25 protein-coding genes are annotated in these 26,178 nt (G+C 45.2%); 15 read left to right on the top strand and 10 right to left on the bottom strand.

Annotation, left to right across the window (positions count from 1 at the left end; genetic code table 11):
* Positions 1 to 196: 196 nt before the first annotated feature.
* On the top strand, positions 197 to 655 hold the full coding sequence (locus MHN00_RS00300; protein ID WP_239299814.1) for a hypothetical protein: 459 nt from the start codon (positions 197 to 199) through the stop codon (positions 653 to 655).
* 69 nt (positions 656 to 724) lie between these two features.
* Here the strand turns inward: MHN00_RS00300 and MHN00_RS00295 are convergent, their stop codons facing one another.
* Both MHN00_RS00295 and MHN00_RS00290 read right to left on the bottom strand, forming a co-directional pair.
* Positions 725 to 1,096 carry a hypothetical protein gene (locus tag MHN00_RS00295; RefSeq protein ID WP_014975967.1) on the bottom strand — a complete coding sequence of 124 codons (372 nt, stop codon included), beginning with the start codon at positions 1,094 to 1,096 and terminating at the stop codon, positions 725 to 727.
* Between the two features lie 230 nt (positions 1,097 to 1,326).
* On the bottom strand, positions 1,327 to 2,238 hold the full coding sequence (locus tag MHN00_RS00290; RefSeq protein ID WP_239299812.1) for a LysR family transcriptional regulator: 912 nt from the start codon (positions 2,236 to 2,238) through the stop codon (positions 1,327 to 1,329).
* A gap of 107 nt (positions 2,239 to 2,345) precedes the next feature.
* On the opposite strand from MHN00_RS00290, the gene MHN00_RS00285 reads away from it, so the two are divergent.
* Both MHN00_RS00285 and MHN00_RS00280 read left to right on the top strand, forming a co-directional pair.
* Positions 2,346 to 3,203, top strand: coding sequence for an SDR family oxidoreductase (locus MHN00_RS00285; RefSeq protein ID WP_049585798.1), 858 nt, complete (start codon positions 2,346 to 2,348; stop codon positions 3,201 to 3,203).
* A 143-nt stretch (positions 3,204 to 3,346) separates the two neighbouring features.
* Positions 3,347 to 3,784, top strand: coding sequence for a DUF2177 family protein (locus MHN00_RS00280; RefSeq protein ID WP_014948742.1), 438 nt, complete (start codon positions 3,347 to 3,349; stop codon positions 3,782 to 3,784).
* On the opposite strand, the gene MHN00_RS00275 is transcribed toward MHN00_RS00280, so the two are convergent.
* Positions 3,762 to 4,916 carry an acyl-CoA desaturase gene (locus MHN00_RS00275; protein ID WP_239299810.1) on the bottom strand — a complete coding sequence of 385 codons (1,155 nt, stop codon included), beginning with the start codon at positions 4,914 to 4,916 and terminating at the stop codon, positions 3,762 to 3,764. The two genes, MHN00_RS00280 and MHN00_RS00275, sit on opposite strands and share 23 nt — an antisense overlap.
* Positions 4,913 to 5,971: an FAD-binding oxidoreductase gene (locus MHN00_RS00270; RefSeq protein ID WP_239299808.1), complete on the bottom strand. Its 1,059-nt coding sequence runs from the start codon at positions 5,969 to 5,971 to the stop codon at positions 4,913 to 4,915. Before MHN00_RS00270 ends, MHN00_RS00275 begins: the two co-directional genes overlap by 4 nt.
* A 289-nt stretch (positions 5,972 to 6,260) precedes the next feature.
* Here MHN00_RS00270 and MHN00_RS00265 point away from each other — a divergent pair, with 289 nt between their 5' ends.
* The gene (locus tag MHN00_RS00265) at positions 6,261 to 7,346 is read left to right on the top strand and encodes an alkene reductase (protein WP_049585804.1); all 1,086 of its coding nucleotides are present in this window, start codon (positions 6,261 to 6,263) and stop codon (positions 7,344 to 7,346) included.
* A 225-nt stretch (positions 7,347 to 7,571) separates the two neighbouring features.
* Here MHN00_RS00265 and MHN00_RS00260 read toward each other — a convergent pair whose 3' ends face one another.
* Complete coding sequence (locus MHN00_RS00260; protein ID WP_014948746.1) at positions 7,572 to 7,790, bottom strand: hypothetical protein; 219 nt, start codon at positions 7,788 to 7,790, stop codon at positions 7,572 to 7,574.
* Between the two features lie 311 nt (positions 7,791 to 8,101).
* On the opposite strand from MHN00_RS00260, the gene prfB reads away from it, so the two are divergent.
* A protein-coding gene (gene prfB, locus MHN00_RS00255; RefSeq protein WP_152910863.1) for a peptide chain release factor 2 occupies positions 8,102 to 9,200 on the top strand; the annotation gives its coding sequence in 2 pieces (ribosomal slippage) (positions 8,102 to 8,176 and positions 8,178 to 9,200; 1,098 coding nt in all).
* A 23-nt stretch (positions 9,201 to 9,223) separates the two neighbouring features.
* Positions 9,224 to 10,792, top strand: a complete 1,569-nt coding sequence (gene lysS, locus MHN00_RS00250) for a lysine--tRNA ligase (protein WP_239299806.1) — start codon at positions 9,224 to 9,226, stop codon at positions 10,790 to 10,792.
* 40 nt (positions 10,793 to 10,832) lie between these two features.
* On the opposite strand, the gene MHN00_RS00245 is transcribed toward lysS, so the two are convergent.
* From MHN00_RS00245 to MHN00_RS00235, 3 genes are all read right to left on the bottom strand, one after another.
* Positions 10,833 to 11,774: a 2-dehydropantoate 2-reductase gene (locus MHN00_RS00245; protein WP_156078072.1), complete on the bottom strand. Its 942-nt coding sequence runs from the start codon at positions 11,772 to 11,774 to the stop codon at positions 10,833 to 10,835.
* A 92-nt stretch (positions 11,775 to 11,866) separates the two neighbouring features.
* The gene (locus MHN00_RS00240; protein ID WP_101563802.1) at positions 11,867 to 12,619 is read right to left on the bottom strand and encodes a pseudouridine synthase; all 753 of its coding nucleotides are present in this window, start codon (positions 12,617 to 12,619) and stop codon (positions 11,867 to 11,869) included.
* Entirely contained in the window at positions 12,619 to 13,185 is a 567-nt protein-coding gene (locus tag MHN00_RS00235) for an Hpt domain-containing protein (RefSeq protein ID WP_239299804.1), read from the bottom strand. The genes MHN00_RS00240 and MHN00_RS00235 overlap by 1 nt, the downstream gene beginning before the upstream one ends.
* Before the next feature lie 337 nt (positions 13,186 to 13,522).
* Here MHN00_RS00235 and MHN00_RS00230 point away from each other — a divergent pair, with 337 nt between their 5' ends.
* The 6 genes from MHN00_RS00230 to MHN00_RS20400 all read left to right on the top strand — a co-directional run bounded on the left by MHN00_RS00230 (position 13,523) and on the right by MHN00_RS20400 (position 20,355).
* Complete coding sequence (locus MHN00_RS00230) at positions 13,523 to 16,408, top strand: pitrilysin family protein (protein ID WP_239299802.1); 2,886 nt, start codon at positions 13,523 to 13,525, stop codon at positions 16,406 to 16,408.
* A gap of 74 nt (positions 16,409 to 16,482) precedes the next feature.
* The gene (gene gshA / locus MHN00_RS00225; RefSeq protein ID WP_131138032.1) at positions 16,483 to 18,081 is read left to right on the top strand and encodes a glutamate--cysteine ligase; all 1,599 of its coding nucleotides are present in this window, start codon (positions 16,483 to 16,485) and stop codon (positions 18,079 to 18,081) included.
* A gap of 67 nt (positions 18,082 to 18,148) precedes the next feature.
* Positions 18,149 to 18,787, top strand: coding sequence for a hypothetical protein (locus tag MHN00_RS00220; protein ID WP_075176194.1), 639 nt, complete (start codon positions 18,149 to 18,151; stop codon positions 18,785 to 18,787).
* A gap of 293 nt (positions 18,788 to 19,080) precedes the next feature.
* On the top strand, positions 19,081 to 19,539 hold the full coding sequence (locus MHN00_RS00215) for a hypothetical protein (RefSeq protein WP_014948755.1): 459 nt from the start codon (positions 19,081 to 19,083) through the stop codon (positions 19,537 to 19,539).
* A gap of 98 nt (positions 19,540 to 19,637) precedes the next feature.
* Positions 19,638 to 20,051, top strand: coding sequence for a hypothetical protein (locus tag MHN00_RS00210; protein WP_014948756.1), 414 nt, complete (start codon positions 19,638 to 19,640; stop codon positions 20,049 to 20,051).
* Between the two features lie 178 nt (positions 20,052 to 20,229).
* Positions 20,230 to 20,355, top strand: a complete 126-nt coding sequence (locus MHN00_RS20400; protein WP_012517787.1) for a hypothetical protein — start codon at positions 20,230 to 20,232, stop codon at positions 20,353 to 20,355.
* 29 nt (positions 20,356 to 20,384) lie between these two features.
* Here MHN00_RS20400 and smrB read toward each other — a convergent pair whose 3' ends face one another.
* Positions 20,385 to 21,035, bottom strand: a complete 651-nt coding sequence (smrB, locus tag MHN00_RS00205) for an endonuclease SmrB (RefSeq protein ID WP_239299800.1) — start codon at positions 21,033 to 21,035, stop codon at positions 20,385 to 20,387.
* A 152-nt stretch (positions 21,036 to 21,187) separates the two neighbouring features.
* Between smrB and prmB the strand changes: the two genes are divergently transcribed.
* The 3 genes from prmB to MHN00_RS00190 all read left to right on the top strand — a co-directional run bounded on the left by prmB (position 21,188) and on the right by MHN00_RS00190 (position 24,601).
* Positions 21,188 to 22,123 carry a 50S ribosomal protein L3 N(5)-glutamine methyltransferase gene (prmB, locus tag MHN00_RS00200; RefSeq protein WP_039226525.1) on the top strand — a complete coding sequence of 312 codons (936 nt, stop codon included), beginning with the start codon at positions 21,188 to 21,190 and terminating at the stop codon, positions 22,121 to 22,123.
* A 9-nt stretch (positions 22,124 to 22,132) separates the two neighbouring features.
* On the top strand, positions 22,133 to 23,230 hold the full coding sequence (gene aroC / locus MHN00_RS00195; protein ID WP_014948759.1) for a chorismate synthase: 1,098 nt from the start codon (positions 22,133 to 22,135) through the stop codon (positions 23,228 to 23,230).
* A gap of 153 nt (positions 23,231 to 23,383) precedes the next feature.
* Positions 23,384 to 24,601: an MFS transporter gene (locus MHN00_RS00190; protein ID WP_202285452.1), complete on the top strand. Its 1,218-nt coding sequence runs from the start codon at positions 23,384 to 23,386 to the stop codon at positions 24,599 to 24,601.
* Positions 24,602 to 24,629: 28 nt separating this feature from the next.
* Here MHN00_RS00190 and MHN00_RS00185 read toward each other — a convergent pair whose 3' ends face one another.
* Entirely contained in the window at positions 24,630 to 26,177 is a 1,548-nt protein-coding gene (locus MHN00_RS00185; protein ID WP_239299798.1) for a SpoVR family protein, read from the bottom strand.
* Position 26,178 lies beyond the last annotated feature (1 nt).

Here is a 26,178-nt window from a genome sequence, read left to right as displayed (position 1 = left end):
TTCATAGGTTTGATAATTTATTAGGCATAGCGCAATAAGCAAATAAGGATTTATCGACAAAGTAAGAACTTATCTAATAGCGGTTGTCATAAGTAGCAGCGGTCTTAAATAAATTAGGTCTTAAGTAATGTGGGGCTTAAATAGTTTGGCTTTTAAATAGTAGTGGTTTAAAAAGTAAAATAAATTGAGAGAAAAAATGAAACAAGCAAGCAGTAGAGCACAGAAGCGTTTTAGGATCTGGTTAATAGCAGGCGTGTGTGCAGCGTTGTCTGCTTGTGGCGCTCAGCCCCCAGAACCTATTGATGAGCCAATCGCGAGTGTTGAAGACGTCGAAAAATTAGAGCAAGTTGTTGATACCTCTTTGCCTTTGGTGCAGCAGGCCTATTCCATTGAGTCTGAAAAAGTGTGCGATAAACACGGTGGTAACTGGAAGAAAGTAGGCCGACAGCAGGCGCATGCTTGTGTGCTACCAGCAAACGATGCTGGTAATGCGTGTAATGACAGCAGCGAGTGCGAAGTGGCTTGTGTTACGAAAAACAATAATATGGAAGCGGGAGAAAAGGCGCGCGGCGTGTGTTTAGAAAGTACGGACTTATTCGGCTGTAGAGCCTATGTGTCTAACGGCGTTGTGGAGCATACCTTGTGTGTTGACTAAGAGGTTGTTTAGCAAACGAACGTTGAATGAAGCGCACGCCATCGGCAATGCGCTTCACAACAACGCGGGTTAATTAACGTTGGGGAACTCGATTTTGTCCAGTTCGCTCGCCGTTTCATTGCACTCACCTAATAGGTGAAGCCTATCTTCGGTTTGGTGTGTATCTATTTCTAGAAAGCCCGTTTGGCAGTAACCGGTCTCATCCAGTTTCTCATCTAGAGACGTATAAAGTTGCTCAGTCATTCTATCGCTGCTATGTGACGAGCCTTCGCGATTTTCCTGTCCTTGGCGACCGCCACGACCACTTCGTTCGCCTCCCTGACCACGGCCGCCTTTACCGCCACCTTTGGCACTGTCACGATGCTGCATTAACGGAATGCTAAAGGCGAAGAGCTTGGTACCGTCTTGCTTGATCTTCGTTTCAAAAAATATTTCATCCATGTCTAAAGGTGGTGGCCTATGAGCGCACGCACTGACAATCAAAGAGGTCGTTATTACTAATAGTGTTTTATTCATTTTATTTAACGCTTATTTGAACCACGTCACTTTGAGATTCAAAGGCCTCTTTAGTTGCAGCACCCAGTGTAAGTTTTAAGTAAAGCATTTCGGTATGCAAACTTCATAACGAGCGTATCGTTACAAGCAACACTCATTACGTTATGCATTTTACGTCAAAAAGAAGCGGCATTGCCGAAGCGACAAGTCTCAACCAGATAGTCAATAAGTGCTCGGGTACGGCTTGGCACATGCTTACGAGAAGGATAAACCAAGGTAAACAACAAGGTTTCACTTCCAAGTGAAGGGAAAATTCGTACCAGTTCGTTAGATGCGACTTCTTTTTGCACAGTTGAAGGTAGCAGCGTAGATATTCCCAACCCTGCTTTGACCATTTCTTGAACAAGGTGAGGAGAATTACACAGCTCGTAATGTTTGGGTGTAATGTCGATTGGTGTGTTGTCCAGCATTAGGTAATGCATGATTCGTGAATTTAACTGAGATAGCAAAATCCAGGTATGATTATTCAGTTCTGCAATAGTCTTAGGTTCACCATATTTCTTGAGATAATCAGGGCTAGCATATAAGGCGAATTGTTCTTGATATAAGACCCTACCGACGAGCGAGTCGTCTCGTGGCAAACCAATTCGAAGTCCTACATCAATATTCTGAGCGATAAGGTCGAGCTTATCGTCACTGCTCACTATGTGTAAATCTATTTCAGGATAGCGGCGCTTGAACTCAGGCAGCAACGGTAATAAAAACTTGTGTGCAATGTCGTTGGTGACTGTTATTGATACTCTTCCTTTTGGCGCTGTTTGACGCAGCTCTTCATCAATACCATGCAAAATCTCGTGGCACTTTTTCGCATGGGAAAATACAGCATTTCCCTCGTCAGTAAGCATGAGCTGTCGAGTGGTTCTTTGCAGTAATCGCACGTCAAGAGATGCTTCTAAACCTGCCACTTGCTCGCTAACTCTAGATCGACTGGAGCCTAAACGGCGGGCAGCTTCCGCAAAGCTTCCACATTCTACTACGCTGGCAAATATGGCGAGTGCCTTAAGATGTGAATAGTTAATTGTACTCATATTCGTGACAATTTGTTCTGTATATGTCTACTTATCATAACAGTGTTTCACGCACATAATCACCTCTGTGTTCAACCAGTACTCATTTAATTCATAGAGGATAGATTATGATTGCAGTAACCGGCGCTAACGGACAATTAGGTCAAAAAGTTATTCAAACACTGCTTAATACAGAGAAGGCAAACACAATTGTTGCACTAGTGCGCAACCCTGATAACGCACACGCATTAAAGCAGTTGGGAGTAGTAGTACGACAGGCCGACTATAATAACCCGGAAACGCTTAAGTCAGCTTTTGAGGGTGTTGAGAAGTTGTTGCTAATATCAGGTACAGAGTTTGGGAAACGCTTTGAGCAGCACAAAGCGGTAATAGATGCAGCTATGGCACAAAACGTTAGCCTCATTGCTTATACCAGTTTGTTGAAAGCAGATACGTCTCCTTTGCTGTTAGCGCAAGAACATAAACAAACCGAGGCTTACTTTAAAAATGTGTCAGCGCCTTTCGTGTTTCTTCGAAATGGGTGGTACACGGAAAATTACACCGATAATGTAGACAGCGTACTGCAGATGGGAGCGGTGGCAGGCGCTGCAAAGCAGGGAGTTTTGTCTACCGCTAGCCGACAAGATTATGCAGACGCCGCAGTGGCCGTTCTTCTATCATCGCAAAATCAAACAGGCAAAATTTATGAGCTTGCTGGCGACACGGGCTTTACGCTAATGGAGTATGCTTCCACCCTATCTGAAATTACCGGCGAAGATATTGGTTTTTTAGACATGGATGAGAGCGCTTATAGAGAAGCACTCATTAAAGCTGGGCTGCCTGAAGGTATGGCAGCAGCGTTAGCAGATTCAGAGCATTACGCCGCCTCGGGGTGGCTCCAAGATAACAGCGGCACCTTATCATCACTACTTGGTCGTCCAACTGCAACTCTGCGTGCAACACTTGCTGCGAAAATGAAAAGCTGAGTATTTGAAAGCTAAGTGAATTACCATCCCATGCGCATTACCTTGAATTATCATTCAAGTGATGCGCTTATTGTGCAACACTTGCGTATTCATATTTTAAATCACTTGCATCCGCAATTTGCTTATTTACAGGGATAGGTTCCATGCTTTCCAACATCATTCGCTTTGCGAAAAACATCGTCGTGTCGTTAATTGCAATCTTTGTGTGTTTTGGTGTGCTCGACTTCTTGTGGCTTGGCGTTATTGCGGATGGCTGGTATCAAAGTGAAATGGCTCCTCTACTTAGAAGTCAATTTATCACGTGGCCTTGGGTGGTTTTTTACCTCATGTATGGATGTGTGGTGTTTGTACTTGCTGTGGTGGCGAACAGAGATAAGTCGTTACTTTATGCAGGGATCGATGGCGCGCTTCTAGGGTTGGCCAGTTATGGCGCCTACAACTTAACGGCGTACAGCATTATTGAAGGTTTTACTTTGTTTATCATGTTGATTGATTGGGCGTGGGGTACGTGCCTAACCAGCGCTAGCGCCATGGCCGGCTGGTTAGGGTTTCAACTGGTTAAGGGAAAGAGTAGCGAATAATGCGTTTTAACACGCTGGCGTATTGTTTTAAAAAGCCGCCAGTGTTGTAGTGCATGCCGTGTTTTTCGAATACGGCTTTTACCTTGGGGGCCATCTCTCGGTAGCGTCTGGCTGGGATATCTGGAAACAGGTGGTGCTCAATTTGAAAGCTTAAATGCCCAGTAAGCACGTGAAACAGGTTTCCGCCCTTTATGTTCGACGAGCCCAGCGCTTGTCGGTAGTACCATTGCCCTCGGGTTTCATTAACACAATCTTCTTCTTTAAACGTTTCCACATCACCAGTGAAATGGCCGCAAAAGATAATAGTAGATGTCCATAAATTGCGTAACAAATTGGCGAAAAGGTTGCCGGTAAATACCCATAAAAATAACGGCCCAGCTAACAAAGGAAATAGCATATAATCTTTTACCAACTGACGTGCGCCCTTGCTAAAAAAGCGCTTCTTTAGTTCACTATGAGTAACCTGACTCTTACGGTTGTCCTTCTTTTTTCCAAAAAAGACCCGCTCAGCGGCCATTTCGTGATACGACACACCCCACTGAAATAAAACACTAAGTACGATGTAAGTCGCAAACTGCCATAGGTTTTTTACACGCCATCTAAAATCGTTTGACAGGCGAAGCAAGCCGTAGCCAAAGTCTCTGTCTTTCCCAATAATATTGGTATACGTGTGATGCTCATAATTATGAACGCGATTCCAGCTCGCACCATCGCAGGCAATATCCCACTCATAGCCTTTCGAATTAATGTGTTTGTCGTTCATCCAATCGTACTGGCCGTGCATTACGTTGTGGCCTATTTCCATATTATCGAGAATTTTTGCTGTAGCTAAACTCAATACGCCGGCAACCCAGAGCAGCGGTTGAATGAACCCCAACATTAAAAGTATCCGTCCGCTCCACTCGCAAATTCGCTGAACAAGAATAATACGTCGGATATAGGCCGCATCTTCAGCGCCCACTTTTCGTTTAATGTCAGCTTTAATTTCATCAAGCTGAGCGGCAAGTAACTCGTAGTTCGGTTTCTCTTTAGTGCTCGTTGACCGAATAGCTTTGGTTTCACTTATCGGAGAATGCGCCTGTTCGATGGCTTCTTCACGGTGTTGGTTGTCTATTGCAACGCTGGTGTTCATAGTTGAATCTCCAAATCAGTAACGGCTTGTGATACACACAGCTGAATAAGTTGCTCTGCGCTATCTGAAAGCTCACCCGTGCGGGTATCTCTCACTACGCCCCGTTTCTTAACACATTGGCATTGATGACAAATTCCCATGCCACAGCCATAAATCACAGGTTGTTCTGCTTGCTGAAGTTGTATAAGTAGGGTTTGCTGATTGTCGATAGCCAAAGATTGGCCGTTGTGTACCAGGGAAAAGGTTTCGATTTCGGTAAGGCTGGTGTTGCTCACCACAGGAAGCGCAGCGAAGTGCTCGCTCGAAACAGGCACGTTGATCGCTTTTGCATAACTTCCAACTTGCTCGAACATGGCATGTGGACCACACACTAACCAGTGTGCATTGGCAAAGTTACACAAATGCGCTTCTACGTCTCCGTCTTTTTGTTTGCTCAAAATATCATAGGTGAAGTGCTCACAGCGCTGACTGAACGCTGATAATTCATTGAGTAATACATGCTCGTCTGGCTTAGCAAAATAAAGTAAGTGTACCGGTGTATGGTTTAGCTGCGCGTTGTTGACGGCATCGTCAAGCATGGCAATGAAAGGAGTTATACCCGAGCCGCCCGCTATCATAAGTAGGGGCTTTTCAACCTTCGGCCAGATAAATTCCCCCATAGGGGCTGAGATATTTACCCATTGATTAGGCACACAAGAGTGAAGATAAGGTGTTAATGCGCCCTGAGCTTTAACCTTGGTTACAAGACGAATCTGCTTTTCTTTTTGTCGGGTGTTAGCACCACTCGCTATGGTAAACACGCGAGTGGTGAGCCTGCCATTAATTTCTATGGTTAATGCGATATGTTGCCCTGCAACATGCGTTGGCCAAGACCTCTCTGGTATAAGTAACACCTCGAGCATATCCGTGCTCAGTTTTTTTACGGTCACAACCCTAGCTCTGAAATACCCATCGCGCCACGCGGGTCTAACTTGCTGCATCAGCACTTCCCAGTAGCCCTTCCAAGAGGCATGGTGAAAAATGCGATCAGTGAATTTATCTAGTAATAGTCTCAATGTAGAAATCACACCTGTATTTCGTCGGAATATCTTAAATACAAAAAGGATGAAAATATTTTAGCTTACACTTGTACGCTAACTCAGCGCACAAGTGTAAGCTTAATTTTTTCTGCGTCAAGAGGAGATGCATGAAATTTGGGATAACGTCGTCGAAATACACCGGTACTTTTGTGAAAAATGCAAAAGTGCTTTGTTAAAAGTACGGGTTCTAACCCAGCTATAGGACCTTATATTTACCGTTATTTAAACGTGTAAATTGCAAGAATAAAGTTCAAAGGATCGTATTATGAAATTATTTGAAACCCTATCGCTGGCTGGAAAAACGCTGAACAATCGGGTTGTTATGCCGCCAATGACCCGCTCCCGCTCAACACAGCCGGGAGATGTGCCCAACACCCTTATGGCTGAATATTACGCTCAGCGCGCAAGTGCAGGGCTTATTGTGAGTGAAGGCACACAAATTTCGGCACTCGGTAAGGGTTATGCGTGGACGCCGGGTATTTATACCAAGGCGCAAATCGATGGCTGGAAGTTGGTAACAGATAAAGTCCATGAAGCGGGTGGTGTGATGTTTGCGCAACTTTGGCACGTGGGCCGCGTATCCCATCCTTCAAATACAGAGGGGCAGCAGCCAATTAGCGCATCGGCGATTCAAGCAAAAGGCGTAAAAGTATTTGTTGATGAAGGCGGCAACCCTGGCTTTGTTGAGTCGGTCATGCCCCGAGAAATGAGCATTGAAGATATAAAAGCCGTGGTGGAAGAGTATCGCGTTGCGGCGCGCAATGCCGTAGATGCCGGATTTGATGGCATTGAGTTGCATTCGGCTAATGGTTACTTGCTTAACCAGTTTATCGATTCTCAAAGTAATACAAGAACTGATGAATACGGCGGAAGTGTACAGAACCGTATTCGATTCTTGAAAGAAGTGGTGCAGGCTGTGTCTGAGGAAATTGGCGCTGATAAAGTAGGTGTACGTTTGGCGCCCCTAACAACATTAAACGGGACGGTCGACGACAATCCCGAAGAGACCTATCTTGCGATTGCTTCTATGCTTAATAGTTTCAAGATTGGCTATATGCATATTGCTGAAGCCGACTGGGATGATGCGCCGCAAATGCCAATATCATTCAAGATGGCTATTCGTGAAGCCTATAGCGGTCTGCTCATTTATGCCGGAAAGTACGACACAGAGCGTGCCGAACAAGCTCTAACTGAAGGGTGGGCAGATATGATTGGTTTTGGTCGACCTTTCGTGGCGAACCCAGATTTACCCTACAGACTAGCGAATAATGTACCGCTGAATGAGCACAACCCCGATACGTTATTTGGCGGTGGTGAGAAGGGCTACACAGATTATTCTTTTGCTAAATAGCCGGAAATTCCAGCGGGTGTGTAAAAAACACTTTGCTCAGGAAAAAGGGGCAATCTATTAAAAATGAGCATGGCTCTTTTTTACCAGAACGAACAGCACTTAAAACATGTTGTTCGTTCTAAATCTTACTTTCGTCAGTCATCAGTTAGACTCATTACGTAACAGTTATACGCAGTGATGTGTTAACACCGTTGATACTCACCGAGTCATTTCTGCACGTTACGGTTAATATTTACGATTGCGATATAGCCAAGTGAAAATTCCGCTTCCCGCTATTAACATTGACGTGGCAAGCCACAATTTAGAAATGGGCGTGCCGTTGGGGCACTGCAACGCCATCGTTGCCCCCGCAAGGTTCTGGCAATCGACGAGTTGGCCCAAGGCCAATACAAAAAGACCGAGAAGTACGCCGATAACGGCATAAGACAAATTATTGAACGACATACTTTTCCTAAAAGATTTTCCAAACAATTCGCACTCTAAACTCACGCGACACTAAGTAGCAATGCTCCAAACTAGTGCAGCTGAAGGCTGCTTTTTCAAACATTTACTCTATTTGTATGGGCTAAGACAGCCTACCCAACAGTATGTGCGCGCCATTGAACGGTGATAATACTCGCTTCAACGAAGGTGCTTAAAATCCATACGAAAATTAGCACAAGCTCAGTGTCGCAATATTTGCGCCAACCCCTATCAAAATTCCTTCAAATTCGGTACTATCCGCGGTCTTAAATTTTTAACGAAATAAGCGGACTATGTTTGAAATAAACCCCGTTATGAATGCGATAAAAGATATCCGCGAGCGCACTGAAGCGCTTAGGGGGTATCTTTGACTTTGATGCAAAGTCAGAGCGTTTAGAAGAAGTTAGCCGAGAGTTAGAAAGTCCTGATGTTTGGAATGAGCCAGACAGAGCGCAGGCCCTCGGCAAAGAAAAAGTCACCCTAGAGCAAATCGTAGAGACGATCCACAAGCTCGATCAGGGAACTGAAGACGTTGAAGGTCTTGTTGAATTGGCCGTTGAAGCCGAAGATGAAGATACCTTCGTTGAGGCCCAAAGTGAGCTTGAAGGCTTAATTGAGCAGCTAGAAGTGCTTGAGTTTCGCCGCATGTTTTCTGGCCCTAACGACGAAAACGACTGCTATATTGATATTCAGTCGGGCTCTGGTGGTACAGAAGCACAAGATTGGGCCAACATGCTGCTGCGCATGTATTTGCGTTGGGGCGAAGCGCACGGTTTCAAAACGGAACTTATTGAAGTGTCGGAAGGCGAAGTCGCGGGCATTAAAAGTGCTACGCTGCGCGTTCAGGGCGAATATGCGTTTGGCTGGCTACGCACAGAAACAGGCGTACACCGCTTAGTACGTAAATCGCCGTTTGACTCGGGCAACCGCCGTCATACGTCGTTTTCATCTGCGTTTGTATATCCTGAAATTGATGACGACATCGATATTGAAATCAACCCGTCTGATTTACGTATAGACACCTATCGCGCATCGGGCGCGGGTGGCCAGCACGTAAACAGAACAGATTCAGCGGTACGTATTACCCATGAACCTACGGGCATTGTGGTGCAGTGTCAGAACGACCGCTCGCAGCACAAAAACAAAGACCAGGCGATGAAGCAGTTAAAAGCCAAACTTTATGAGTTTGAACTGCAAAAACAAAACGCCGAAAAACAAGCGATGGAAGACAGCAAGTCTGATATCGGCTGGGGAAGCCAAATACGTTCTTACGTTTTGGACGACTCCCGCATTAAAGATTTGCGTACTGGCGTGGAAACACGCAACACTCAAGCCGTGCTGGATGGCGACTTGGACAAATTTATTGAAGCCAGCCTGAAATCTGGGCTGTAAACCGAACAACGAAGTGAAAGGTTATGACTGACCAACAAACAGACGATAACAAATTGATTGCAGAGCGCCGTGCTAAGCTAAGCGCTATTCGCGAGCAGTGCCGTGCAAACGGTTTCCCAAACAGCTTCCGTCGCGAAAACTATGCGGATGAGCTTCAAGCTAAGTTCGGTGAATTCGACAAAGAAATGCTACAAGAGCAGGGTAACAAAGTAAGCATCGCTGGCCGTATTATGGCAAAGCGTGGCCCTTTCATGCTGCTTCAAGATATGACTGGCCGTATTCAGGCATATGCAGATAAAGACACGCAAAAAGCCCTTAAAGCAAAATATGGCGCACTAGATATTGGCGACATTATTGGCGTGGCGGGTGACCTGCATAAGTCAGGTAAAGGCGATCTTTACGTGAACATGGAGCAATACGAGTTGCTAACCAAAGCACTTCGTCCATTGCCAGAAAAATTCCACGGTTTGAGTGACCAAGAAACGAAATATCGCCAGCGCTACGTTGATTTGATCACAAGTGAACAAACGCGCAAAACGTTCATGATCCGTAGCAAGATCGTAAACGGTATTCGCAATTATCTTACCGAACGTGACTACCTTGAAGTAGAAACACCGATGCTTCAGGTTATTCCTGGTGGCGCGACGGCGAAGCCGTTTGTGACTCACCACAATGCGTTAGATATCGATATGTACCTGCGTATTGCACCAGAGCTTTATCTTAAGCGCCTAGTGGTTGGTGGTTTTGAGCGTGTGTTCGAAATTAACCGTAACTTCCGTAATGAAGGCTTATCAACCCGTCACAACCCAGAGTTTACTATGCTTGAGTTCTATCAAGCGTATGCAGACTACAACGACCTGATGAACCTTACCGAAGATATGCTGCGCACGCTGGCAGAAGATATTCTTGGTACAAGCATTATCAAAAACACAACTAAAGACGCTGAAGGTAACGTAACGTCTGAAGTTGAATACGATTTTGGTAAGCCGTTTGACCGCTTAAGTATGGGCGAAGCTATTCTTAAGTACTGGCCAGAAGCTAACGAAGAAGCTATTCGCGACCCAGAGGCGAACCTTGACGCGCTTAAAGCAATGGCAAAACAGCTTCACATTAAAGAGCCTGAAGTTGATGGCATTTGGGGTGCGGGTAAGTACCTTTGCGAAATCTTCGAAGCAACAGCAGAAGAGAAGCTTATTCAACCTACGTTTATTACAGAATATCCGTGGGAAGTATCGCCGCTTGCGCGCCGTAACGACAACAACCCATTTATTACCGACCGCTTCGAGTTCTTTGTAGGTGGACGTGAATTAGCGAATGGCTTTAGCGAGCTTAACGACCCAGAAGATCAGGCGGAACGTTTTGCGAAGCAGGTTGAAGAGAAAGACGCTGGTGACGATGAAGCCATGCACTTCGACGATGATTACATCCGCGCCCTTGAATATGGTTTGCCGCCAACAGCAGGTGAAGGTATCGGGATTGACCGTCTAGCTATGCTATTTACTGATAGCTCAACAATTAAAGATGTTATCTTGTTCCCACACATGAAGCCTCAGGCGCCGAAAGACGCGCAAGAAGCGGGCGAACAAGAATAATCTTAATCCTTAAATTGCGTGATTTAGGTGCTCGGCGCTGTTAAAGCTTCAGCGCCTTAACACGCTCTACTAAAAGGGTATTCTCGGGAACGGGAATACCCTTTTTTGTTGCCATATCTACAATGTAACCGTTGATGGCGTCTATTTCTGTTTGTCTACCGTGAGCAACATCCTGATGCATACTTGAGTAGTTTTCTCCGGTAGCCTTGGCTACAGATAGCACATTTTCATGAACTGACAGTGCATCAAAATCTAGCCCGTAAGCATCCGCTACCTGAGTAAACTCATTGCAAATTGAAATACGGCTTTGTTCAAATTCAGGCTTAGCAATGTGCTTATTTTGGATATTGTGAAGCGCCGTTAGTGGGTTAATCACAACATTAACGGAAAGCTTCGTCCACAATGCTCTTAGAATATTATTTTGGTATTGCACCGGCGGAAGTGCGTTATCTAACGTCGCAATTGCGCTGGCTAGCTGTGGCGCTATTTGTGAGAGGGCGGCCAATGTTTGAGGTGATGGCTTATCTACATTAGGCGCGCCAATTTGCGTTGCGCCAACGCCAGTATACTTAACATGAAAATCGCCGCTCGACGCGCTTACTTTTAACGCGCCATGACTGGTTGTAGCAAGAAGCAACGGATAATCGCCGCCTAGTAAATCTCTTGCGATCTCAAGTCCGCCCATACCGTTGTGAAGCAGCACAACGGTAGGTTGTTGTGTGAGATAGGGAAGCCATTGCAATAGGGCTGCTTTAAGTTGATATACTTTTAAGGGGATTATCAGCACATCACTTTTAGGTAACACGATAGGTGAAGGCTTCGCAGGTTTTAGCGCAGTGGTTTGGCCGTTTTGCCAGTGTGCGCAAGAGGGCATGGTTTTCATGTCTCTGGGGTAGCAGTCATACGGCACGCCATTTTTCTGGGAGCTTGCAGCAATGAGGCTTCCTATGGCACCGCCGCCAACTATATGTAGTTTACCCATTAGCACCTATTAAACATTCAAAGTAGCTTCTATTTTCTTATGACTATTAGCACCTATTAGGTTAGCACCTATTAGGCCGTTCGCGTTTTCCCCTAGCACGCCGGCAGAAAGCGTGCGGGCAGGGAAGGCCATGGATAAGTCTCAGGCGCATTAAGCCCGTTGTACCAAGTCTGCACATCGGCTTCGTTTATGACTTCACCTTTATCGAAAGGTGCAGTAACTGCTAATTCACCAGAAGATAAAGGAAGCTGTAAATGCCATGCATGAAGATACAGCCTGTCTGATGCCTCACCCCCATAAAGTGTATCACCCAAAATAGGTGCGCCAATGCTTTTAAGCGCAACACGAATTTGATGGGTTTTCCCCGAGTGAGGCTTAACGATAAACCCTCGGGTACCGGGCTTAGCCGCGCTACTGAAAAACTGAGTGATAGCCGGGTTTTCTGTGGTTTTTAGCAAAATCCGCTGGCCGCCTCGACGATTTTTCATATCGCCCATTATCATGCCTTGTTTCTTTTTAGGCTTGTGATCACTTAGCGCCAAGTAGTATTTGCTCACACGTCGTGATGAGAAAAGCTCGCCAATTTCTCCGGCTACAGCTGCATTTTTAGCAAGACACAAGCAGCCCGACGTGCCCGTATCTAAGCGGTGGCATAGATGCAGTTCTGTTACGGCTAACTGCTTTTTTAATCGGGTGACAATGCCGTCTATTTTTTCTGGTTCGCCGTTTTTGGCAATATTTTCTCTAACATCTGCCTCATTAGTGGCATCGTGCATAGCAATGCCAATAGGCTTGTTAACAATAATGAGGTCTGTATTTTCAAAGAGAACGGGGATCGGCTGCACTAGCTATTTTCTAACTCTGAAATGGCTTCTTCATAGTCAAGTTCGTCTACCGCATCGATAATAGCCGAGCGCTTTTCTTGTGGTAGGGCAAGGGCATCTAGCCATTCATCCAGTTTGTCCTGGGCGATAAACTCGCTCGCTTTCAGCGCTGTCATTAACTGTTTTCGCGCTTGCTCAGCTGCTGCTCCATTCGCCGGTGCCGGGGCAGAAGCTGTGACTTCTGGCTCTCTGATCAACGCATCAACCGCAGCAATGGTTTCATCAAGTACTGCGATAAAAGCAGGGTATTGTTCAGCAACGCGTTTGTCGTTTCTAAAGCCGCTTTCTACAGGCTTGCTCGCATTGTGCAAAGCAAAAAGCCCTAGGTTTCCTGTCACGCCTTTTAGTGTGTGAACAAGAGAGTAAGCCTCATTAAAATCACCCTTAGCAACATGCGCCTGCAAGTCAGCATCAAGAGAACGGTATTCGTCCGTAAACTTACCAAGTAGGGTGAACAACAGTTTTTTGTTACCACTTAGCTGTGACATTCCAAAATCAATATCGACTACTGTTGTTGACTGATCCATGCAACTATCCTTTTTATTTCGCAACTTCTATTGGGCTATTTCTATTCCAAATGGAAACCGTTTGTCAGTTCATTCGTACCACTTAGCGAATTCAACTGGCGAAAGCCTATTTTACAAAAGACTATGAAGTGTAAGTGTATTTCAGAAATACACAAATTAATACAATCATAGCAAAGTCGAAGCAAGTAAAGCGCTAAAAAGTCTGGTAGTCTTCGAAAATTCGCTTGCGCTATAGAGATAGCAACCTCTGTTTTCACCCAATAAGCCAAGTACCACTCAGTGAATATAGAGTGAAAAGGCAGAGTGAAGAATGTGTAGTAATTTAAAAGGAATCATCATGTCAGGAAAACTGACCCTACGTACCTTCGTTATGACCATAGGCGTCATTGTAGTAACAGCGTGTCAGCACGTACAGGAAGAGAAGACGAATAACCAACTAAACACAGTAGCTGATTCGTCGAACACCGTGTCTATTCCTTACGAAAAGTACACATTAGAAAACGGACTTACCGTCATTCTCCACGAAGACCATTCTGACCCACTGGTTCATGTTGACGTTACCTATCACGTTGGCTCTGCGCGAGAAGAGGTAGGTAAATCGGGTTTTGCTCACTTTTTTGAGCACATGATGTTTCAAGGCTCAAAACACGTTGCCGATGAGCAGCATTTTAAGGTTATTACGGAATCGGGCGGTAACTTAAACGGCACAACCAATACCGATCGCACAAACTATTTTGAAACCGTACCGGCTAACCAATTGGAGAAAGTCCTTTGGCTAGAATCTGACAGAATGGGCTATCTGTTAGAAGCCGTAGACCAAACTAAGTTTGAAAACCAAAGAGAAACGGTTAAAAACGAGCGTGCGCAGCGTGTGGACAATCAGCCGTATGGATTGCGTTTCGAGCTTAATGGTGAAGCGCTATATCCTGAAGGGCATCCATACTCGTGGATGACTATCGGCTATGTAGAAGATTTAGACCGCGTTGACGTCAATGACCTAAAAGCCTTTTTTAAGCGCTGGTATGGCCCGAACAATGCGGTCCTAACTATTGGTGGCGATATCGACGTAACCAAAACCAAAGCGTGGGTGAACAAGTACTTTGGGGAAATCCCATCAGGACCTAAAGTAGAAGAGCCTGAGCCTCAGCCAGTAACGCTAGACGAAACCCGTTATGTAACGTTAGAAGATAAAGTTCATCTTCCGCTTCTGCAAATAACTTATCCTACAGTGTATGGTCGCCATGAAGACGAAGCGCCACTGGACGTATTGGCCGATATTTTAGGCGGTGGAAAAACCTCACTGTTTTACAAAAACCTAGTGAAAGAAGGCATGGCGGTGCAAGCCGTGGTGTCTCACCCTTGCCGCGAACTTGCCTGTGAATTCCAGCTACTCGCTTTGGCTAACCCTGCAAAAATTACCTCACTTTCTACTCTCCAGAACGTACTGAATGAAACCCTAAAAGAGTTTGAGGCACGTGGTGTAACGGCAGATGATTTAGCGCGCACAAAAGGACAAATTGAAGCGCGTACGGTATTTGGCTTACAAAGTGTGTCTGGCAAAGTGTCAGCCCTCGCTGCTAACGAAACCTTTTACCAAACGCCAGATTTGATTGCCGAAGATATTGCGCGTTATAACGCCGTAACTGCTGAAGACGTTATGCGTGTTTACAATAAATATATTAAAGACGCCAATAGCGTTGTATTAAGCGTGGTGCCCAAAGGGCAGGTTCAGCTCGCTGCGGCTAAGCAGACCTTTGAACGTCCGGTGAGAAATATTGAAATCGATACGGTAGATGTGTCTGAAAATGAAGCTGTTACCAGTGCCCTATCTACCAATACCGCCCCTAGCTTTGATAGAAGCGTAATGCCGAAAGCCGGTGAGGCACCGGTTGTGGAAGTTCCTGATTATTGGGAATCTGAACTTGCTAACGGCATTGAAATACTTGGCGTAACCAGCACCGAAACGCCAACGGTAACGCTTACATTAGGTATGGATGGCGGCATGTTGCTAGACCCTGAAGGTAAAGCGGGTACGGCCTACTTAACCGCGTTACTTATGAATGAAACTACAAAGCATTACAGCAATGAAGAATTAGCTAGCGAACTTGCAAAACTGGGTAGCGCTATCCGATTTAGTACTGCAGGTAGATACTCACAGGTTTACGTGTCTACTTTAACCAAGCATTTAGATGAAACCCTAGCGCTATTAAAAGAAAAGCTGTTCAACCCTGCGTTCACTCAAGAAGATTTTGACCGCATGAAAGAGCGTGTTGTACAAGGCTTGCAGCAACAAGCGAAAACGCCGTCTAGCTTAGCCCGCCGCGCGCGTGACCTCGTTTTGTTTGGTGAAGAGAACCGTGTCAGCCTGCCGGATGAAGGCACGCTGCAAACTGTGCAGAATATCACGTTGGAAGATGTTAAAACGTTTTATGCCAATTACTATTCGCCAGATAAAGCGAGTATCGTCGTTGTTGGTAACTTACCGAAAAAAGACATGGTGAATACACTAGACTTTATTGGTCAGTGGAAGGGGAATTCCTATGAATTTGCTGATTACAGCGATTTTCCCAAGTACGAAGAAAACCAAATCTTCCTAGTGGATAGCCCAGAAGCGGTTCAGTCGGTAGTATTTATTGTTGATAGAAGCTTACCTTTTGATGCGACAGGCGATCACTTTAAGTCTCGCCTTATGAACTTCCCATTAGGGGGAGCATTTAATAGCCGCATAAATCTGAACCTTCGAGAAGATAAAGGCTTCACCTATGGAGCAAATAGTGGTTTCGTTGGTGGCAAAACCCTTGGCTGGTTTGAAGCAAGTACCGACCTCACTGCTGCTAACACAGGTGAAGGTATCGCTGAAATTTTAAAAGAGATTAATCGCTACCGCACTGAAGGTGTAACCGAGGAAGAAATTGCGTTCATGCGCAATGCCTTTACGTTAAGCGACGCACTTGAATTTGAAACACCTACCAGTAAAGCGCGCTTTTTAAGGCAATTGCTTAGCTATGGTCTTGATAAAGGCTATCGTGAAGAGCAGCTTGCTATTATCAACAATATTGATAAGAAAACGATGGATACCTTGGCAAAGCAATATTTGAATCTTGATAAGATGCAAATTATTGTAGTAGGCGATAAAGCTAAAATTTTGCCTCAGTTAAACGCGCTATCGATGCCAATTATCGAGTTATCAGTAGAGAGTAATACCCGAGAAACGTTAAACTGATAGATTGATTTTTGTTGAATTTACATTATTGCCCCCCATAACAGGGGGCTATATTGACATAACGGACCACCATTTTGACTGTAGACTCATCCCGTTTTGAAGCGCGCATTGCTGCGCTTAAGTCACCCGAATTTCTCGCTGCGCTAAAAGATATTAAGCGCGGCGTTGAGCGCGAAGCCCTTCGTATAAACCCGAACGGTACGTTGGCACAAACACCCCATCCTAAACCGCTGGGATCTGCGCTAACCCATGATTCAATCACCACAGACTTTTCTGAATCGTTGCTTGAATTCATTACGCCGCCAGAAAACAGTGCTGCCAAAACGATTTCTCAGTTAAAAGATATCCATAAATTCGTTATTGATAATATTGGTGAAGAGCAAATATGGCCGCTAAGTATGCCATGCTTTATAGATGATGAAGCGCACATTCCCATCGCCTATTTTGGTGAGTCAAATGTGGGCAAGATGAAGCGTGTATATCGCATTGGTCTGAAAAACCGCTACGGCAGTATGATGCAGGCAATTGCCGGCGTGCATTTCAACTTTTCTCTTCCCGAAACGTTTTGGAAGCTGTGGGCTGAACTGAACGGAAAAGAACATTCTCAAGAGCAGACTTCAGCCGATTATTTTGGGCTTATCCGCAACTACCGCAGGTTGTGTTGGCTTATTCCTTATTTGTACGGTGCATCCCCTGCATTATGTGGATCGTTTTTAAAAGGAAAGCAGCATGCGTTACCTTTTAAAAAGGTAGGTAAGGGCACGGTATACATGCCATACGCGACATCACTTCGCATGAGTGATTTAGGCTACACAAGTGCAGAGCAATCGTCGCTTAAGATTTGTTACAACAAGCTAGACAACTATGTCACCTTGCTGCGCGATGCGATGAATACGCCGTCATCCCGGTTCAGCCAGTTTGCTGCAGGCGAAGAGGGCAATTATCAACAGTTAAGTCGCAACATCATTCAAATTGAAAATGAACTGTACTCGCCTATACGCCCTAAGCAGCCCACTCAGTCAATGGAAAAGCCAACAGACGCTTTGGTTAGACGCGGTATCAGCTACATTGAAGTGCGCGCTCTAGATGTAAATCCATTTTCGGCAATTGGTATTTCACAGACGCAATTCGATTTCTTAGATGTTTTCTTAGTGGCGTGCTTACTAATGCCAAGTGCAGAACTTGACGAAGCGCAGCTTAAAGAAGCTAAAGAGAATATGAATAAAGTAGTGTTAGAAGGGCGAAACCCTGATTTGCTCCTGCAAAATGGCGGAGAAAATATTTCACTACCTAAATGGTGTGCCTCGCTGTTTAAGTCCTTCGAGCAAGCGGCCGAATTACTCGATTTAGCCAATGATACGTCGCGTTATACACAAGCGGTGAACGTCGAGGCTGAAAAAGTGGCGGATCCGGCGCTAACACCGTCAGGTAAACTACTTGCTACTTTGCTAGAAAGTGACAAAGATAATGGCGTGTTGGGCTTAGAACTGGCACAAGCTTATCAAGCTGAGATGAAGTCTTTTGAATACACGGATACGGATGCTGCTGGTTTTGCTGCCCAAGCTGACGTGTCGTTTGCTGCTCAAAAAGAAATAGAAGCTGCTGATGTTAAAGACTTTGATACATTTATTCGTGATTATTTCGCTGAGGCCCCAGCAAAAAAAAATGCCTGACATAGGTCAGGCATCGAAGGGTTCCAGGGAAACACACATTTTACTAGAACATTAGTTAAGACAAGCTATGAACCAAAAGTTCAAAAAATTGGTTGTTTTTTTATCAACTCTCATAGTTCTTTTTCCGCTGTTTATCGCTGGGTGTGCAACTACGCCTCCTAAAGACATCAGTAATTTGTGCGAAATATTCTACGAAAAGGACGATTGGTATGATGCAGCTGCTGATGCCCGCGATAAATGGGGTGTGCCTATACATGTTCCAATGGCCATGATGTATCAAGAAAGTTCCTTCCGCCACGATGCGCTTCCACCGCGTGACTACGTTTTCTTCGGGCTTATTCCTTGGGGGCGTGTTAGTTCGGCTTATGGCTATTCACAAGCGAAAACACCTACCTGGTCTGACTATATGAGAGAAACAGATAACGGTGGTGCGGATCGTGATGATTTCGAGGACGCTATCGACTTTATGGGATGGTTTATTTACAAGTCGCAAAAAGTGAACGGTATTTCTAAATGGGACGCCTACGCGCAATACCTTAACTATCACGAAGGATGGGGCGGGTACAAACGCAGAAGCTATGATAGAAAGCCGTGGCTGAAGAAAGTGGCGTCAAAAGTTAAAGCGCGCTCGCTGCGCTATGCTACGCAACTTAAAACCTGCGAGGAAGATCTTCAAAAAGGTTGGTTTATGAAGCTGTTTAGCTAAATTAAAGAAGCGAGAAAAAGCGACGTGATAGTCGCTTTTTTTATGCGTCTATGAACGTTGATTAAAATAAGTAGAAAAATATATTGAAGAAAAAAATTGAGGGATAGACGGGCGTCTATCCCTCAGCGACGCTAAGCCAAGACCGTTTTTTACCCAACGTCGAACAGGCATTTACAAGATAGTGTAAATGAGAATGATTTGCAATACCTTTTTGTAAATTAATTCTATCCCTAAATATGCAACAAATTTATCTGGCCCTGATCTTGTTCTATACTTTTCAAGTGGAGGAACGTATGGATATAGACAAGTTTAGTGCGCATGGAGAGGTTCACGCTCATTTTCAAGCAGAGCAAAATATTCTACATATAGACTTAGTAGGTCCGTTTAATCTTGAGTTCATGCAAAAGTATGAGCGTGTGGTTGGCGCACAAAGAAAGAATATTGATACACCGTGTTGGGGAAGCTTAGTAAATGTGCATGGTCTGGCACTTGCGCCCATGGAGGCTACTAACGCTGGGCAAGAAATTGTTAGTAAAGCCGTAGCATTGGGGCTAATTGCCACGGCAGTGGTGCTTCATGAACCAGAAGGTGTGGCAATGCAAAAGAAGTTTTGGTCTCGTGTTTATGAATCTTCAACACTAGCATTCGAATACTTTGACGACACTGCTCAGGCAACACTGTGGTTGAGTGAAAAAGTACTTGCTTGTCTGCAGGCCCACAATGTTAATCAGTTCAATAATGCCAGACGATAGCCATAACAGTCCTAACTAGGCGAACTCGCCATGTCAAAACTGATCTTTGCTCAGTGCTCCACTCTACCAATTGAATGAAGGCATAACAGGAGGTAGCCATGGTAGGTAGTCAGCATCAATACCGTTTTTTCAACGTCAACAATGTTCTATTCGATATACCAAGCAATGTATACGACGATAGCGTTGTCGACGGATGGTTTAGGAATATCGCAAGAGAGGGTCAGAAACTTGATAAGTGGGTAATTCTATCTATTCCCGACAAAAGTTTAACGATTACACATACTGCCGCATCTCAACTTTGCTCACGGCTTCCCTTTCTGAGAACGTATGGGTGTTTGGGTTTTCTTTTGCTTGCGAACCATGTAAACGCCAAAATCTTTCAACACAGTCTACGAGCAACACCCCCAAATTTTGATATACAAGTTAGTGAGTCGATGGAGCAGCTGTGCCGTAATGCGGAGGCCTTGCTTGGTTATGAGGGAAACCTGAACATATTCAATCGTTACAACTAAGTATGGCAAAGCCCCAATTGTGATGGCGCGACAAATATGGGGATTGGTATTAACTGTATGTTGACCTGGATCAAATAATTAGGCCGACAGCTAACGACTAGAAATCGAATTTGATCTGGATCACATCCTCTATCTAACGCCTCTTCTACTATTTACTTAGTTGAAGAGGAGATTACTTATGTTGTGGACTATGATGAAAGACCCCGTAGTATGGGGCTCACTACTCGGTATAGGCATTATTGTAGCGATGATGATGTATTACACTTATTTGTTTATGCACAACAGTGCAGATGAAGACAAATAAGTCACCATGTATGGCTGTCCAGGCGCAAATTAACGCTTGTTGTTTTGAAGCGGTATGTCGATGAGTACCAGTAGTGCTGCTTGTCCACCGTATTCGAGGGGCGCTTGATGAAATGCACGTACGTGTGGGTGCTGAACTAAGTAATGGGGCAGGGCGGCTTTTAGCACGCCCTGACCAAAACCATGCATTACACACACGCAATCTATCAGTTCTTTTCTTGCCGTGTGAATAAGTGCGGCAAGCTCGGCTTTTGCCATCTCTCGGGTAAGGCCATGTAAATCTAAAGTCATTTCTGGCGAGTAGTCGCCACGGCGCAGCTGCTTCAAAATATGCGTAGACTCACCTTCTTGGCAAAAGCGCATGGGCCCTTCTTGCGGCAACGCTGCTTGGTACATATCAGAAAAGTCGAAGCTTGCCGCTGATTGCTTACTGTGTTTTAGGTGTTTACCTTTTACCTGCTGCGACTTCTTAAATAACTCAACTTGCTTATCAGGCTCCACTTTATCTTGTGATAAAGGCGTCACTCCCTGCATTGCATCGGCAAATGAAAAGGTCTCTTCCTCGGTATTCGTAGACATATTTCCATTACGGGCGCCTTCCTGTCTCGCCTGACTGTTATGGCGATGAGGTTCAGAAAGTTGCTTCTTTAATGCTTTGAGTTCTTTTTTAAAGGTTTTCATCAACAACAGCTTGGGTAAATACATTCGAGTTTAACGATTCAAAACGCCTAAATTATAACGAATAGAAAGATTCGGTACGTAGTTAATTATGTGAATCGGTATGAAGTTTGGGTATGATACCAGCTTTGAAATTTTTGATGTACCCAAACGCCATGACCGATAAGTTTTACCTTGAAGAAGCCATTGAAGATCTGCATACCCTGTTAGATATGACACGATGGGCAACCAGCCGTTTTAACGATGCGGCTTTGTATTTTGGTCATGGTACTGACAATGCATGGGATGAAGCGACAAGCCTAGTTATGCAAGCCTTACATTTGCCTCATCCTATATTAGAGCAAGTTGGGGACAGCGTAATGACGTCTCGCTTAACGAAAAGCGAGCGAGAGAAGATTGCAGAGCTTGTTTTAAAGCGCGTGCAAACTCGCATGCCATTGCCTTATATCACAAACGAAGCTTGGTTCTGCGGTATGCCGTTCTACGTAGACGAGCGAGTGCTCATTCCTCGGTCTCCATTTGCTGAACTTATTCAAAAAGAGTTTGCGCCATTTGTAGAATCGACGCCTAACAGTATTCTTGATATGTGCACGGGCGGTGCGTGTATTGCTATTGCGCTTGCTCATGCATACCCAGAGGCGCAGGTAGATGCCGTAGATATCAGCACAGATGCATTGGAAGTGGCCGATATTAATATTCAGGAGCATGGTCTTAGTCACCGTGTTTATCCCATTCAGTCTGACCTGTTTTCAAGTTTAGAAGGGCAGAAATACGACCTTATCGTGTCTAATCCGCCTTATGTTGACGCAGAGGACATGGCTGACTTGCCTGAAGAGTATCACCACGAGCCTGAGCTTGCCCTTGCCGCAGGTGAAGACGGTCTGGAACTGGTTGATATCATGCTTAAAGAGGCGCCAACTTACCTTAATGACGGTGGCTGGTTATTCGTTGAAGTTGGAAATAGCGAAGTGCACATGAGCGAAAGGTTCCCCGGGTTAGAAGTGATTTGGCTTGAATTCGATAACGGTGGTTCAGGTATTTTCGCCGTGCGCAAAGACACACTAGTACAGTATTTTAGTAGTAAGGATTAATAGTTAATTATGTCAGGTAACAGCTTCGGAAAACTTTTCACTGTAACCACGTTTGGTGAAAGCCACGGCATTGCAATTGGCGGTGTAGTAGACGGTTGCCCTCCAGGACTTGAGATCACTGAAGAAGATCTTCAGGTTGATTTAGACAGACGTAAGCCCGGCACCTCTCGTTATACTACGGCGCGAAGAGAAGACGATGAAGTACAAATTTTATCTGGCGTATTTGAAGGTAAAACTACTGGCACCAGTATTGGTTTATTAATTAAAAATAAAGATCAGCGAAGCCAAGATTACGGCAATATCAAGGACCGCTTTCGTCCAGGCCACGCTGACTATACCTACGATCAAAAGTACGGAAGCCGTGACTATCGCGGTGGTGGTCGTTCGTCTGCACGTGAAACGGCTATTCGCGTAGCCGCAGGTGGTATTGCGAAAAAGTACCTTAAAGAAGTGCACGGTATTGAGGTATTAGGCTATTTGTCTCAGCTTGGGCCGGTAACAGTAGATAAGGTTGATCACAGCGTAACCAACACTAACCCGTTTTTCTGTCCTGATGAGTCTAAGCTAGACGCGCTGGACGAGTACATGCGAGACCTTAAAAAGTCAGGCGACAGCATTGGCGCGAAAGTATCGGTTGTTGCGAAGAATGTGCCTGTAGGCCTAGGCGAGCCTGTTTTCGATAGGCTAGATGCTGAAATCGCCCACGCCATGATGGGAATTAACGCCGTGAAAGGCGTGGAAATTGGTGATGGTTTTGATGTTATTAATCAAAAAGGCAGTGAACACCGCGATACGCTTACTCCTGAAGGATTTACATCTAATCATGCAGGTGGCGTGCTAGGCGGCATCTCTACCGGTCAGGATATTGAAGTACACATGGCGCTTAAGCCGACCTCAAGTATTTCGGTTCCCGGTAAAACTATCAATAAAGACAATGAAGAAATCGATATCGTCACCAAAGGTCGTCACGACCCGTGTGTGGGTATCCGTGCTGTACCTATTGCTGAAGCCATGCTGGCACTGGTATTGATGGATCATCTGCTACGCCACCGCGCGCAAAATGCCGGTGTGCAGTCGACCACGAAACCAATTGCGGGTCAGGCATAGCAGTTTTTTAAATCGCAAGACCGCAATGCCAAGACTGCGACGTTAACGCGGATTAAAGATACACGCAGCATGAGCGCATGTTGCGCTAATTAATTTTATCATTCGCCACTGCCGGTTCTGCGCTAGTGGCGTTTTTGCATATGGAGATGTGAATTGTCACCAAATGGCCTAAACGATGCCAACAATACTGCGGCGAGCCCAGCAAGCAGCAAAACCGGCCTCTTTATTCTTGCTATCACCTACTGGCTTTACTTCGGTCAGCTTGGCGTGCTTGTGCCTTATTTAGGTATCTTCCTTGATGGGCGGGGATTTTCCTCTGCCGAAATCGGTGAACTTTTTGCTGTTATAACGCTAGCGCGTATTTTAGGGCCAGGCCTATGGGCTGGCGTGGCCGATAAAACGGGTAATGCCATTGGCGTAATGCGTTTAGGCTGCTTGCTCACCGTACTAACTTTCAGTTCGGTGTTTTACTTCACCAGTTTTTGGGGGCTTACGTTGGCTTTCGGGTTGATGATGATGTTCTGGACAGCGGTGTTGCCTCAACTTGAAGTTATCACGATGAACACGGTGGCGAAAACCAATGCCACGTATGGGCAGGTAAGGCTATGGGGGAGCGTTGGCTTTATTTGTTTGACGGTAGGTGTGGGTAAAGCCCTAGATATTTTTTCTACCGACACGCCAGTGCACGCCAGTATTGGCGTACTCGCGTTACTGTTCATCAGTACCTTGTTCATACGTGCGCCCAAAGAAGCTGCACCTGAAACGTCTACGGCGGGAAGTATTTGGAAATACGCCAAACAAAAACCTTTCGCCATCTTTATATTCGCTTCAGCGTGCTTGCAAATTAGCTTTGGTGCGTATTACGGATTTTTCGCACTTTACATGCGCGACCTTGATTACAGCGGCCAACAAACTGGCATCTTTATCGCGCTTGGGGTACTTGCCGAGGTGGGGATATTTCTTATTGCCCGCCGTCTGATTAGCCAGTTTGGCGTGTGGAATTTATTGTTTGTGAGCATCGCACTGACAGGGCTTCGCTGGTATGTCATGGCGGCATTCGCTGATACCTTTATGGTGATTGTGTTGAGTCAGCTTATTCATGCGTTAAGCTTTGGTTTAACGCATGCAGTATCGGTGCATTTTATCCACCAGTTCCTGCCGAAGGCGTATCAAAGCCGAGGGCAAGCGGTATACATCAGTATAGCGTTTGGATTAGGTGGCGCATTTGGAAACTACTTGGCAGGGCAGCAGTGGCAGCAAGGCACTAACGCATATGAGACGTTCGTTACCGCAGCCGTTTTTGCAGCAATAGGCGCACTGTCACTGCTACTGTGTTCCAGAAAAGAAATGGAAAGTGCAAAGGCGGCTTAAAATCTTGTTCTGATGGCTGACCGCAGGCTTACGCCTGCGGTGCACGTTTACACTCTGATATCACGTCAATACCATCATCACCATTGTCTTGCTCTAAACGTACATCAAATTTCCACAGCCTGTGCAGGTGGCGCATAACTTCATCTTTTGAGTTTCCTAGCGGAATTCCTCGTTGAGGAATATAGCGAAGAGTAAGCGAACGATCGCCCCTCACATCAACGTTATGTACCTGAATGTTGGGTTCTAAATTACTCAAATTGTATTGAGCAGACAGCTTCTCTTTAATAATTTGATAACCCATTTCGTCATGAATAGCGCTCACCGCAATAAAGGGCTTGGTGGTGTCATCTTCAAGGGCGAATAATTTAAAGTCGCGAATAACTTTAGGCGATAAAAACTGACTGATAAAACTTTCGTCTTTAAAGTTTTCCATGGCGAAATGCACGGTCTCAAGCCAGTCTTTTCCTGCGATACTTGGAAGATATTTATAGTCTTCTTCAGTGGGGGACTGACATACCCGTTTAATATCCATGAACATGGAAAAGCCTAACGCATACGGATTGATGCCAGAGTAATAAGGGCTGTTGTACTCTGGCTGCATTACGACACTTGAATGACTGTGCAAAAACTCCATCATGAAGCGGTCGCTGACCAAACCCTCGTCATACATCTCATTTAGAATGTGATAGTGCCAAAAACAGGCCCATCCTTCATTCATTACTTGAGTCTGCTTCTGCGGATAAAAATACTGCGAAACTTTCCGAACAATACGCACAATTTCACGTTGCCAAGGTTCAAGTAAAGGTGCGTTTTTTTCAATAAAATAAAGCAGGTTTTCTTGCGGTTCTTGTGGAAAACGAATTTTTTCTTTGTGTTTGCTATGCGGGCTATTTGGCAGGGTGCGCCAAAGCTCGTTCACTTGCGATTGCAGGTAGGCCTCGCGCTCTTCTTGTCTGTTTTTCTCTTCCTGTAACGAAATTTTCTGCGGGCGTTTGTATCGGTCAACGCCGTAATTCATTAACGCGTGGCACGAGTCGAGCATATTTTCGACTTCATCAAATCCATATTTTTGTTCGCATTTAGCAATGTAGTTTTTAGCAAATACTAGGTAGTCGATGATAGAGCTGGCATCGGTCCAGGTTTTAAATAAGTAGTTACCTTTGAAGAATGAGTTGTGACCGTAGCACGCATGAGCCATAACGAGCGCTTGCATGGTAATGGTGTTCTCTTCCATTAAATACGCAATGCAGGGGTCAGAGTTAATGACGATTTCGTAAGCCAGCCCCATTTGTCCACGACGGTATTGTTGCTCAGTTTGAATAAACTTTTTTCCAAAGCTCCAGTGCGTGTAGTTAAGCGGCATGCCGATGCTGGCGTAAGCATCCATCATCTGCTCTGCGGTGATCACCTCAATTTGATTGGGATAGGTGTCTAACTTAAATTTTTTGGCGATGCGGTCGATGTGTTGCTCATACTCTTCGATAAGTGGAAACGTCCAGTCGGGCCCATCGCTTAATAAGTGGCGTTTTGATGTTTCAGGCTTGCTGTTTTCTTTTGCCATAGCGTCGGTTGTCATA

This window comes from Alteromonas sp. Cnat2-8 (assembly GCF_022348355.1).
Taxonomy (GTDB): Bacteria; Pseudomonadota; Gammaproteobacteria; order Enterobacterales; family Alteromonadaceae; genus Alteromonas; species Alteromonas macleodii.
The sequence above is the reverse complement of the archived record's forward strand: the minus strand, read 5'-3'. Positions and strand labels throughout refer to the sequence as shown.

Bases quoted from the DNA above. Each gene is read 5' to 3' on its own strand.
- MHN00_RS00300 (WP_239299814.1), top strand. From the start codon at position 197: ATGAAACAAGCAAGCAGTAGAGCACAGAAGCGTTTTAGGATCTGGTTA.
- MHN00_RS00295 (WP_014975967.1), bottom strand. From the start codon at position 1,096: ATGGATGAAATATTTTTTGAAACGAAGATCAAGCAAGACGGTACCAAG.
- MHN00_RS00290 (WP_239299812.1), bottom strand. From the start codon at position 2,238: ATGAGTACAATTAACTATTCACATCTTAAGGCACTCGCCATATTTGCC.
- MHN00_RS00285 (WP_049585798.1), top strand. From the start codon at position 2,346: ATGATTGCAGTAACCGGCGCTAACGGACAATTAGGTCAAAAAGTTATT.
- MHN00_RS00280 (WP_014948742.1), top strand. From the start codon at position 3,347: ATGCTTTCCAACATCATTCGCTTTGCGAAAAACATCGTCGTGTCGTTA.
- MHN00_RS00275 (WP_239299810.1), bottom strand. From the start codon at position 4,916: ATGAACACCAGCGTTGCAATAGACAACCAACACCGTGAAGAAGCCATC.
- MHN00_RS00265 (WP_049585804.1), top strand. From the start codon at position 6,261: ATGAAATTATTTGAAACCCTATCGCTGGCTGGAAAAACGCTGAACAAT.
- MHN00_RS00260 (WP_014948746.1), bottom strand. From the start codon at position 7,790: ATGTCGTTCAATAATTTGTCTTATGCCGTTATCGGCGTACTTCTCGGT.
- lysS (WP_239299806.1), top strand. From the start codon at position 9,224: ATGACTGACCAACAAACAGACGATAACAAATTGATTGCAGAGCGCCGT.
- MHN00_RS00245 (WP_156078072.1), bottom strand. From the start codon at position 11,774: ATGGGTAAACTACATATAGTTGGCGGCGGTGCCATAGGAAGCCTCATT.
- MHN00_RS00235 (WP_239299804.1), bottom strand. From the start codon at position 13,185: ATGGATCAGTCAACAACAGTAGTCGATATTGATTTTGGAATGTCACAG.
- MHN00_RS00230 (WP_239299802.1), top strand. From the start codon at position 13,523: ATGTCAGGAAAACTGACCCTACGTACCTTCGTTATGACCATAGGCGTC.
- MHN00_RS00220 (WP_075176194.1), top strand. From the start codon at position 18,149: ATGAACCAAAAGTTCAAAAAATTGGTTGTTTTTTTATCAACTCTCATA.
- MHN00_RS00215 (WP_014948755.1), top strand. From the start codon at position 19,081: ATGGATATAGACAAGTTTAGTGCGCATGGAGAGGTTCACGCTCATTTT.
- MHN00_RS00210 (WP_014948756.1), top strand. From the start codon at position 19,638: ATGGTAGGTAGTCAGCATCAATACCGTTTTTTCAACGTCAACAATGTT.
- MHN00_RS20400 (WP_012517787.1), top strand. From the start codon at position 20,230: ATGTTGTGGACTATGATGAAAGACCCCGTAGTATGGGGCTCACTACTC.
- smrB (WP_239299800.1), bottom strand. From the start codon at position 21,035: ATGAAAACCTTTAAAAAAGAACTCAAAGCATTAAAGAAGCAACTTTCT.
- prmB (WP_039226525.1), top strand. From the start codon at position 21,188: ATGACCGATAAGTTTTACCTTGAAGAAGCCATTGAAGATCTGCATACC.
- aroC (WP_014948759.1), top strand. From the start codon at position 22,133: ATGTCAGGTAACAGCTTCGGAAAACTTTTCACTGTAACCACGTTTGGT.
- MHN00_RS00185 (WP_239299798.1), bottom strand. From the start codon at position 26,177: ATGACAACCGACGCTATGGCAAAAGAAAACAGCAAGCCTGAAACATCA.